Origin of the sequence: Vogesella mureinivorans (genome assembly GCF_007644035.1) — a bacterium.
In the GTDB taxonomy this organism is placed as follows: Bacteria; Pseudomonadota; Gammaproteobacteria; order Burkholderiales; family Chromobacteriaceae; genus Vogesella; species Vogesella mureinivorans.
The window spans coordinates 1-309 of the sequence record NZ_VMTV02000826.1 but is presented as its reverse complement, the minus strand read 5'-3'; the positions used below and the strand labels follow the sequence as shown (position 1 = coordinate 309).

Annotated in this window: 1 protein-coding gene; it reads left to right on the top strand. The window is 65.7% G+C overall.

Going from position 1 to position 309, the window contains the following annotated elements; genetic code table 11:
- On the top strand, nt 1-309 hold a 309-nt coding region (locus tag FLQ44_RS19815; RefSeq protein WP_147695755.1), incomplete at both ends, for a type I restriction-modification system subunit M N-terminal domain-containing protein.

Here is a 309-nt window from a genome sequence, read left to right as displayed (position 1 = left end):
CTCCGACGCCTTCGAGGCGCGCCACGCCCAGTTGCTGGCCGAAGACCCGCAGGCCGCCGAAGACAAGGACGAATACCTCGCCGACAACGTGTTCTGGGTGCCGAAGGACGCGCGCTGGTCGCATCTGAAGGCCAACGCCAAGCGCCCTGAAATCGGCACCCTGATCGACGACGCCATGCGCGCCATCGAGAAGGACAACGAATCGCTGAAGGGCGTGCTGCCCAAGGACTACGCCCGCCCCGCCCTGAACAAGCTGATGCTGGGCGAACTGATCGACCTGATCTCGGGCATCGAGATGGGCCCGCCCAC